Consider the following 7,886-nt stretch of genomic DNA (forward strand, 5'->3'; position numbering starts at 1 on the left):
CTCCTGGGGTCGGAAGGTGGGGGGCGGGTGCCGGGCACGAGAGCGGCCGGCCGGGGCTCACGCGAACGCGCTCATCCCGGTCAGGTCCCGGCCGAGGATCAACGCCTGCACGGACTCGGTGCCCTCGTAGGTGTGCAGCGCCTCGACGTCGGCGAAGTGCCGCATCACCCGGTGTTCCAGGAGGATGCCGTTGCCGCCGAGCATGTCCCGGGCGATCTGCGCCACCCGCCGCGCACCCCGGGTGCAGGCGTACTTCAGCAGGGAGGCCTGCTCGTCACGCAGCCGCCCCGCCGCCTGCAGGCGGGCCACGGCCACGCAGCGGGTCTGCATGGCGGTCACCTCGTCCAGCATCTGCGCGAGCCGTTCCTGCACCATCTGGTGCGCTCCCAGCGGCTTGCCGAACTGCTCGCGCTGCCGGGCGTAGGCGAGCGCGGCCTCGAACATCGCCGTGGCGTGGCCCAGCGCGGACCAGCCCACGTTCACGCGGGTGGCCACCAGCACGCGCGCGGCGTCCTTGAACGTCGCCACGTCCGGCAGCCGGGCGTCGTCGCCGACCCGCACGTCGGTCAGCGTGATCTCCGCCTGGTGGATGGCCCGCAGCGCGCCCTTGCCCGTGATCACCTCGGCCTCGTAGCCGGGCGTGGACTGCTCCACCACGAACCCCTTGACCTGGCCGTCCTCGGTGTCGCGCGCCCACACGATCGTGATGCCCCCGGCGGCCCCGTTGCCGATCCACTTCTTGGCGCCGTTCAGCACCCAGCCGCCGGCGCCGTCGGGCCGCGCGGACGTCTCGAGGGACACCGAGTCCGAACCGTGCAGCGGCTCCGTGAGCGCGAACCCGCCCGGCAGCGTGCCGCGCGCCACCGGCTCGAGGTACCGCTCCTTCTGCTCCGGGCTCGCGCAGTGCACCAGGGCGCGCAGCACGAGCCCGCCCTGCACCGCCGCCGCGGCCGCCATCGACCCGTCCGCGCGGGAGATCTCCATCGCCACCAGGCCCGCGGCCAACGGCGACATCACCGCGTGCCCCGGCACCTCCAGCCCGTCGGTGAGCAGGTCGAGCTCGCCCGCCCGCGCCACCAGGTCCAACGGGTACTCCGCCCGGTCCCAGTGCCCGTCGATCCGCTCGAGCACCTCCCGGCCGTAGGCACGGGCGCGGTCCCAGTGCGCGCGGTCCTCCTCCGTCGCCTCCCCGAACGCGTCCAGGTAGTCGACGTCCAGGGGCGTGACGACGTCGTAGGTCGGCTTCTGCCTGCGCGTCACCGGGCCTCCTGCGTCCGCTCGGCGCGCAGCGCGCGCTTGAGCAGCTTGCCCGACTGGTTCCGCGGCAGCTCCGCCACGAAGTCCACGCGCTTGGGCACCTTGAAGCCTGCCAGGCGCTCCTTCACGTGGGTGCGCACGGTCTCCGCGGTCAGCTCGGCGCCCTCCTTGAGCACGACGACGGCGGTCACCGCCTCGATCCAGCGCTCGTCCGGCAGGCCGATGACGGCGACCTCGGCCACCTCGTCGAGCTCGTAGATCGCGTCCTCGACCTCCCGCGGGGCGACCAGCACGCCGCCCGTGTTGATGACGTCCTTGATGCGGTCCACCACCTGGATGTAGCCGGCCGCGTCCTGGGTGACCTGGTCGCCGGAGCGGAACCAGCCGTCGTCGGTGAAGGCGTCCGCGGTGGCGTCCGGGCGGTTCCAGTAGCCGGAGAGCAGCTGCGGCGAGCGGTACTGGATCTCGCCGGGCTCGCCGGGCGCGGCGGGGGCGCCGTCGGCCGTCATCACCCGCGCCTCCACGTGGAACACGGGGCGGCCGCATGAGGCCGGCCGCGCGTCGTGCTCCTCGGGGCGCAGCACGGTGCACAGCGGGCCCAGCTCGGACTGGCCGAAGCAGTTGTAGAAGCCGATGCCCGGCTGACTCTGACGGAGGCGCTGCAGCACGGTCACCGGCATGATCGAGGCCCCGTACTGGGCCTTGTGCAGCGAGGAGAGGTCACGCGTGGCCAGGTCCGGATGGTTCGCCAGCGGCACCCAGACGGTGGGCGCCAGGAACAGGGAGCCGATGTGCTCGGTCTCCACGAGCTCGAGCATCCGGGGGATGTCCGGGGCGGCCAGCAGGCGCACCGTGGCGCCGAGGCTCAGGTAGGGGAGCAGGAACACGTGCATCGCGGCCGAGTGGTACAGCGGCATGGCCACCAGGGGGCGGTCCTCGGCCGTGAAGTCCAGCGCGATGATCGAGGAGAGGTACTCCGCCACGAGCGCCCGGTGGGACATCATGGCGCCCTTGGGGGTGGAGGTGGTGCCGGAGGTGTAGAGCAGCTGGGCCAGGTCGGTGGCCGACACCTCCGCCTCCGGGGCGGCGGCGTCCAACGTCTCGTCCTGGGCGGTCTGAAGCACGGAGGGCTCGGCGTGGCCGGCGGGGAGCATGGTCCACACGTGCCGCAGAGCCGACGCGCGGCCCTCGGCCCGGACCTGGTCGACCCGCTCGAGCATGCCGGCGTCGGCCACGAGCAGCTCCGCGCCGGAGTCCTCGAGGGCGTGCGCGAGCTCGCCGCCCTTGAGCGCGAAGTTCACGGGCACGTGCACGTAGCCGGCCGTGACGCAGGCGAGGAAGAGCAGCGCGTAGGCGTCCGAGTTGGTGGCGTAGGCGGCCACCCGGGTGCCGGCCGGCAGGCCGGTGTCCTGGAGGCGGCGGGCCACGCGGTGCGCTCCGTCCCGGAGCTGGGCGTAGGTCCAGTCGCGGTCCTCGAAGCGCAGGGCGACGGCCTGCGGGGAGCGGGCGACCGCGCGTGCGAACACGCGGCCGATCGTGTCCTCCGGGGCGGGGGAGAGGTGGCCGGCGTCGGTGGGGTGGGTGATCTGGTCGGGCATGGAAACCTCCGGGGGATGGGTCAGAGACGTTCGATCACGGTGACGTTGGCCTGGCCGCCGCCCTCGCACATGGTCTGCAGGCCGTAGCGGCCGCCCGTGCGCTCGAGCTCGTGCAGCAGGGAGGTCATCAGGCGGGCGCCGGTGGCGCCGATGGGGTGGCCCAGGGCGATCGCCCCGCCGTTGACGTTGACCTTCGCCGGATCGGCGCCGGTCTCGGTCAACCAGGCCAGCACGACGGCGGCGAACGCCTCGTTGATCTCCACGAGGTCCATGTCGTCGATGGTCAGGCCCATGCGGTCGAGCGCGTACGCCGTCGCCGGGATCGGGGCGGAGAGCATCATGACGGGGTCGGCGCCGCGGGCGGAGAGGTGGTGGATGCGGGCTCGCGGGGTGAGGCCGTGGCGGCGCACCGCCTCCTCGGAGGCGAGCAGGAGGGCGGCCGCGCCGTCGGACATCTGGGAGGCGGTGGCGGCGGTGTGCAGCCCGCCGGGGACGATCGGGTCGAGCGAGGCGATCTTCGTGGCGTCCGGGGTGCGGGGGCCCTCGTCCGCGGTGAGGCCGGCGAGGGGTAGGATCTCGCGGTCGAAGCGACCGTCGGCCTGGGCGGCGAGCGCACGCTCGTGGGAGCGCACCGCGAACTCCTCCAGGGCGTCACGGTCCAGGTTCCAGTGCCGGGCCATCATCTCGGCCCCGCGGAACTGGGAGATCTCCTCGCTCCCGTAGCGGGCGGCCCAGGACTCGGAGCCGGTGAACGGGTCGGGGAAGCCGAGATCGCGGGCGGCCGTGTTGGACCGGGAGAGCGGGATCGCGCTCATGGACTGGACGCCACCGGCGACGACGAGGTCCGCCGTCCCGCTCATGACGGCCTGCGCGGCGTAGTGGACCGCCTGCTGGCCGGAGCCGCACTGGCGTTCGACCGTGGTGCCGGGGACGTCCTCGGAGAGCCCGGCCGCGAGCCAGGCGTTGCGCGCCACGTCCATGGCCTGCGGGCCGAGCTGGTCGATGCAGCCGAGGATGACCTCGTCGTATTCGGCTGAGTCGATGTCCTGGCGGCCGACGAGCTCGCGCAACGGCGCGGCCGCCAGGTCGAGGGGATGCACACCGGCGAGCCCCTTCCCTCGGCGACCCACGGGGGTGCGGACGGCGTCGATGATGTAGGCCTCGGGCATGGGGGCTCCTCCGGACGGCGGGGACGTGACGCCGATCACGCTATTGCTTGGACATCCAACGATCAAGAGTGTGACGGGATCCGTCGCGGCGGCGTGGAGGAGCGCCGTTTCGTCAACGAAAGCGGCTCGGGGCGCGCCGTTTCGGCTACGAAAGCGCTGGGGCGGGCGTCGCCATACCCTGGTCAGGACCCCCTGCCCCGGGCCTAGCGTAAGGACCAGCGGCATGCACCCGTGCCGCCGAGACGAGAGGAACCGGCCATGGCCACCCCGCACACCCCCGACCCCCAGGACGCCCGGCGCGCACGCGAGGCGACGGACGAGACCTCCGGTGCCGCGTTCGACGGCGACACGCCCCCAGCCGAGGGCGCAGGCGTCGGCCCGAGCAACCCGGGCATGGACGTGGAGCAGACCGGCGAGCGCTCGGCGGGCAAGATCGTGCTCGGGCTGATCATCGCCCTCGTGGTCATCGGCGTCCTGCTGTTCATCCTGGGCCGCGTCGCCGGCCTCGGCTGAGCCGCGGCGCAGACCCCTCGGGCACGCCACCGGCACACCACGACCACGGGGCGGGCACCGATCCGTCGGTGCCCGCCCCGTGGTCGTGTCCGCTCCGCGGTGATGCCGTTCAGCGGCGACTCCGCACCGTCGCAGCGGTCAGAAGCCGCCGCCCATGGTCCGGCGGCCACCCGCCGTGCGTCGGCCGGCGGCACCGGACCGGCCGCGGGAGGCGAGGGCCCCGCCGAGCAGCCCGCCCAGCAGGCCGGTGCCGAGGCCGCCCGTGGACCGGGCCGAGGGCCCGAAGCCGCCGCGGTACGCACCGGAGCTGCGCCCGCGCGTCGTGCTTCCGGCGCCGCGGCGCGAGAGCTCACGCAGCGCCAGACCGCCGAGCGTGCCCAGGAGGGCACCGCCCAGGCCGCTGGACCGGCGTCCCTGAGAGCGGGCCTGCCGGCCGAAGCCGGGGGACCGGCCGATGTGCGCACCGATGGTGGGTCGGCTGGAGCGGCGGCCACCGCCGCCGAGAGTGCGGGTGAGGCTGGAGAGGATGCCCATGGTGTCCTCCTCGGACGTCGTGCCGGCCACTCGTGCGTGGCCGGTCGGGTGCGCCTCAACCTAGGCGCCGACCCCCGCACGGTGTCCAGACCGGGCCTCCTCATGCATCGAGGCGGGATATCCACCCCACGGCCGCCCGCGGCAGCCGGATGGGGTCGATATCCCGCCTCGAAACGCGCGGGCGGGGGCGTCAGTCCTGGAGCGGGGAGGTCTTCGGCTCGTCCCTCCAGAGGGCCACGTTCCGCGCCTCGGGCAGGTCGGAGATGTGGAAGCCCGGATTCATGCCCGCCTTGAGCTTGCGCTCGTAGTCCCGGAGCAGCTTCACGGCCAGCCCGCCCAGCGGGATGATCGCCACGAGGTTGATGGTCGCCATGAGGGCCGCGAACGTGTCCGCGAGGTTCCACACCAGCGCCACGGAGCCGAGCGCGCCGCCGACCACGCACACCAGCACGAGCACGCGGAACACGGTGATGGCCGGGCCCGCGTGGCGGCCGGCCAGGTACCGGATGTTGGCCTCGCCGTAGTAGGTGTTGCCCAGCACGGAGGACCAGGCCAGGAAGAAGATGATGACGGTCAGCGCCGGGCCGGCCCACGCGCCCACGGCCTGCTGGAGCGCACCCTGGGTCACCTGCATGCCGAGCGCCTCCCCGCGCCCGTAGGCCGGGTTGGAGAGCAGGATGATGAACGCGGTGGCTGAGCACACGATCAGGGTGTCGAAGTAGACGCCCAGGGACTGCACGAAGCCCTGCTTGGCCGGGTGGGAGACGGCCGCGGTGGCGGCGGCGTTCGGGGCGGAGCCCATGCCGGCCTCGTTGGAGAACATGCCGCGGCGCACGCCCTGCATCACCATCGTCATGCCGACGGCGGCGCCCGCGACCTCGCGCAGGCCGAAGGCGTGGCCCACGATCAGCGCGATCATGCCCGGGACCTCGGTGATGTTGACGACCATCACGATCAGGGCCAGGAAGATGTAGAACGTGGCCATCACGGGGACCACCACGTTGGTCACGGCCGAGAGCCGGCGCACGCCGCCGAAGATCACGAGGCCGGTGAGGGCGGCCAGGCCCAGGCCCACGATCCACGCGGTGGTGGAGGACGCGCCCCAGTTGGCCTGCACGGACTCGGAGATCGAGTTGGACTGCACGGCGTTGAACACGAAGCCGTAGGTCACGGTGATGGCGACGGCGAACACGGCCGCCAGCCACTTGGCGCCCAGACCGTCGCGGATGTAGTACGCGGGCCCGCCGAAGTAGCCGTCCGCGCCCTTCTGCTTGTACAGCTGGGCCAGCGTGGACTCGACGAAGGCGGTGGCGCCGCCGAGGATGGCCAGCAGCCACATCCAGAAGACGGCGCCCGGGCCGCCGATCACGATCGCGATCGCCACGCCGGCCACGTTGCCGGTGCCCACGCGCGAGGCCGCCGAGATGGTGAAGGCGCGGAACGGGCTCACGCCGTCGTTCTCGAACCCGGTCTGGGACTTGGCCGTCACCGACCGCAGCATCTCCGGGAGCATGCGCACCTGCACACCCACGGTCCGGATGGTGAACCACACCCCGGCCACGAAGAGCAGCGCCATCACGACGTACCAGTACTTGTCGTTGAGGGCCGTGACGGCCGCTGTGATCTGTTCCACTGTCGCTTCCACAGCCCCACCCTAGAGGCTGGGGCGGAGGACGGGGAATCGGGGCCGGGGTCAGCCGGCGGCGGCGTCGTCCTCGACGCGGAGCTGGATCAGCTGCCCCATCCGCTCGGGCAGGTCCCCCTCGGGGGTGCCGACGCTGGCGTGGCGGGCGGCGGCCCGGGCGAGGTCGTCGGCCAGTTCGTTGCCGTGCACGCCCACGTGGCCCTTGACCCACGTGGTGTCCACTTGGACGTCCGCGGCCTGCGCCAGGTCGACGGCGGCCAGCAGACGGCGCAGGGTGCGGCGGATGCGCTCGCCCCGGGCGCCGCCGAGGGTGAGCCGCTCGCGGCGGGCGGCGTTGAGCATGGCCAGCGCGGCGCGCGAGTCCGAGTGGATGGTGACCCGGCCGCCGGGGGTGCCCGCCCACGCGCAGATCACGTGCCCCAGCACGAGCGCCTCGAGTTCCACCTCGAGCGGCATCGTGGCTCCGGGCACGGCCTGCACGGCCCACATGCTCGGCCCGGCGACGGCGGCCGCCCCGCCGATGCGGGAGCCGCGCAGCACGGAGCCGTCCACGTACACGTCCGTCACGTCCGCCTCGTCCGCGAACGTGAGGCTGTGGGTCACCCCGGGCAGGTTGCGGCGCAGGAAGCGGTCCGTGCGGCGGCGGGAGAGGAAGACGCCGGAGGAGCGGCGCAGCGCGTCCTCCTCCTCCTGGGCGGCCTCGATGGCCTCGAGCGGGATCCGGGCCGCGCCCGTCTGGGCGACCGTCTCCGGGTCCACGTCCGGCAGCAGGTAGCTGGAGCGCTGCGTGCCCACGGGGGACTCGTCGAGCCGGTAGGAGACCACGCGCGTGTCCACGGGGGCGAGGACCTCGAGCAGGGAGAGCAGCTCGGCGTCCCGGTCCGAGCGCAGCCGCACGATCACCGGGCGCTCCGGTGGCAGGTCGACGGTGACGGTGGACCAGAAGACGCTCAGATGCGCCGTGCCGACCATCCCGGTGTAGACGTGGCCGCGGACGTCGTCGCCGAGCTCGCGCAGCTCAAGCTCGCGGGCCACGTAGACGATGCCCCCCGTCGTCGGATGCAGGTCCAGGCGGAGGGCGGGGCCGTGGTCCACGCCGGGCAGCATGGCCAGCGGGCTGGCCACCACGCGGACGCCGTCCCGGCGGATCCGGGTGCTGTCTCTTATACA

At 73.3% G+C, this 7,886-nt stretch carries 7 protein-coding genes; 1 reads left to right on the plus strand and 6 read right to left on the minus strand.

Features of this window, described 5'->3' with window-relative positions:
* Positions 1–57: 57 nt before the first annotated feature.
* Genes J1M38_RS10620 through J1M38_RS10630 form a run of 3 tightly spaced genes read right to left on the minus strand, consistent with a single transcriptional unit; the run spans position 58 to position 4,024 of the window.
* Positions 58–1,260: an acyl-CoA dehydrogenase family protein gene (locus J1M38_RS10620; protein WP_060974321.1), complete on the minus strand. Its 1,203-nt coding sequence runs from the start codon at positions 1,258–1,260 to the stop codon at positions 58–60.
* Positions 1,257–2,855 carry a fatty acyl-CoA synthetase gene (locus J1M38_RS10625; protein WP_060974322.1) on the minus strand — a complete coding sequence of 533 codons (1,599 nt, stop codon included), beginning with the start codon at positions 2,853–2,855 and terminating at the stop codon, positions 1,257–1,259. Before J1M38_RS10625 ends, J1M38_RS10620 begins: the two co-directional genes overlap by 4 nt.
* Positions 2,856–2,875: 20 nt before the next feature.
* Positions 2,876–4,024: an acetyl-CoA C-acetyltransferase gene (locus J1M38_RS10630; RefSeq protein ID WP_036317622.1), complete on the minus strand. Its 1,149-nt coding sequence runs from the start codon at positions 4,022–4,024 to the stop codon at positions 2,876–2,878.
* A gap of 258 nt (positions 4,025–4,282) precedes the next feature.
* Between J1M38_RS10630 and J1M38_RS10635 the strand changes: the two genes are divergently transcribed.
* Positions 4,283–4,537, plus strand: a complete 255-nt coding sequence (locus tag J1M38_RS10635) for a DUF6480 family protein (RefSeq protein ID WP_036317625.1) — start codon at positions 4,283–4,285, stop codon at positions 4,535–4,537.
* Between the two features lie 138 nt (positions 4,538–4,675).
* On the opposite strand, the gene J1M38_RS10640 is transcribed toward J1M38_RS10635, so the two are convergent.
* The 3 genes from J1M38_RS10640 to J1M38_RS10650 all read right to left on the minus strand — a co-directional run.
* Positions 4,676–5,071 carry a hypothetical protein gene (locus J1M38_RS10640; RefSeq protein WP_036317637.1) on the minus strand — a complete coding sequence of 132 codons (396 nt, stop codon included), beginning with the start codon at positions 5,069–5,071 and terminating at the stop codon, positions 4,676–4,678.
* A 190-nt stretch (positions 5,072–5,261) separates the two neighbouring features.
* Positions 5,262–6,704 (minus strand): sodium:alanine symporter family protein, encoded by a 1,443-nt coding sequence (locus tag J1M38_RS10645; protein ID WP_166437463.1) that lies wholly within the window; start codon positions 6,702–6,704, stop codon positions 5,262–5,264.
* 60 nt (positions 6,705–6,764) lie between these two features.
* On the minus strand, positions 6,765–7,886 hold a 1,122-nt coding region (locus J1M38_RS10650), incomplete at its 5' end, for an RNase H family protein (protein ID WP_206501246.1).

Source organism: Micrococcus sp. KRD070 (genome assembly GCF_017168435.1).
Lineage (GTDB): Bacteria > Actinomycetota > Actinomycetes > Actinomycetales > Micrococcaceae > Micrococcus > Micrococcus luteus.

Bases quoted from the DNA above. Each gene is read 5' to 3' on its own strand.
- J1M38_RS10625 (WP_060974322.1), bottom strand. From the start codon at position 2,855: ATGCCCGACCAGATCACCCACCCCACCGACGCCGGCCACCTCTCCCCC.
- J1M38_RS10630 (WP_036317622.1), bottom strand. From the start codon at position 4,024: ATGCCCGAGGCCTACATCATCGACGCCGTCCGCACCCCCGTGGGTCGC.
- J1M38_RS10635 (WP_036317625.1), top strand. From the start codon at position 4,283: ATGGCCACCCCGCACACCCCCGACCCCCAGGACGCCCGGCGCGCACGC.
- J1M38_RS10640 (WP_036317637.1), bottom strand. From the start codon at position 5,071: ATGGGCATCCTCTCCAGCCTCACCCGCACTCTCGGCGGCGGTGGCCGC.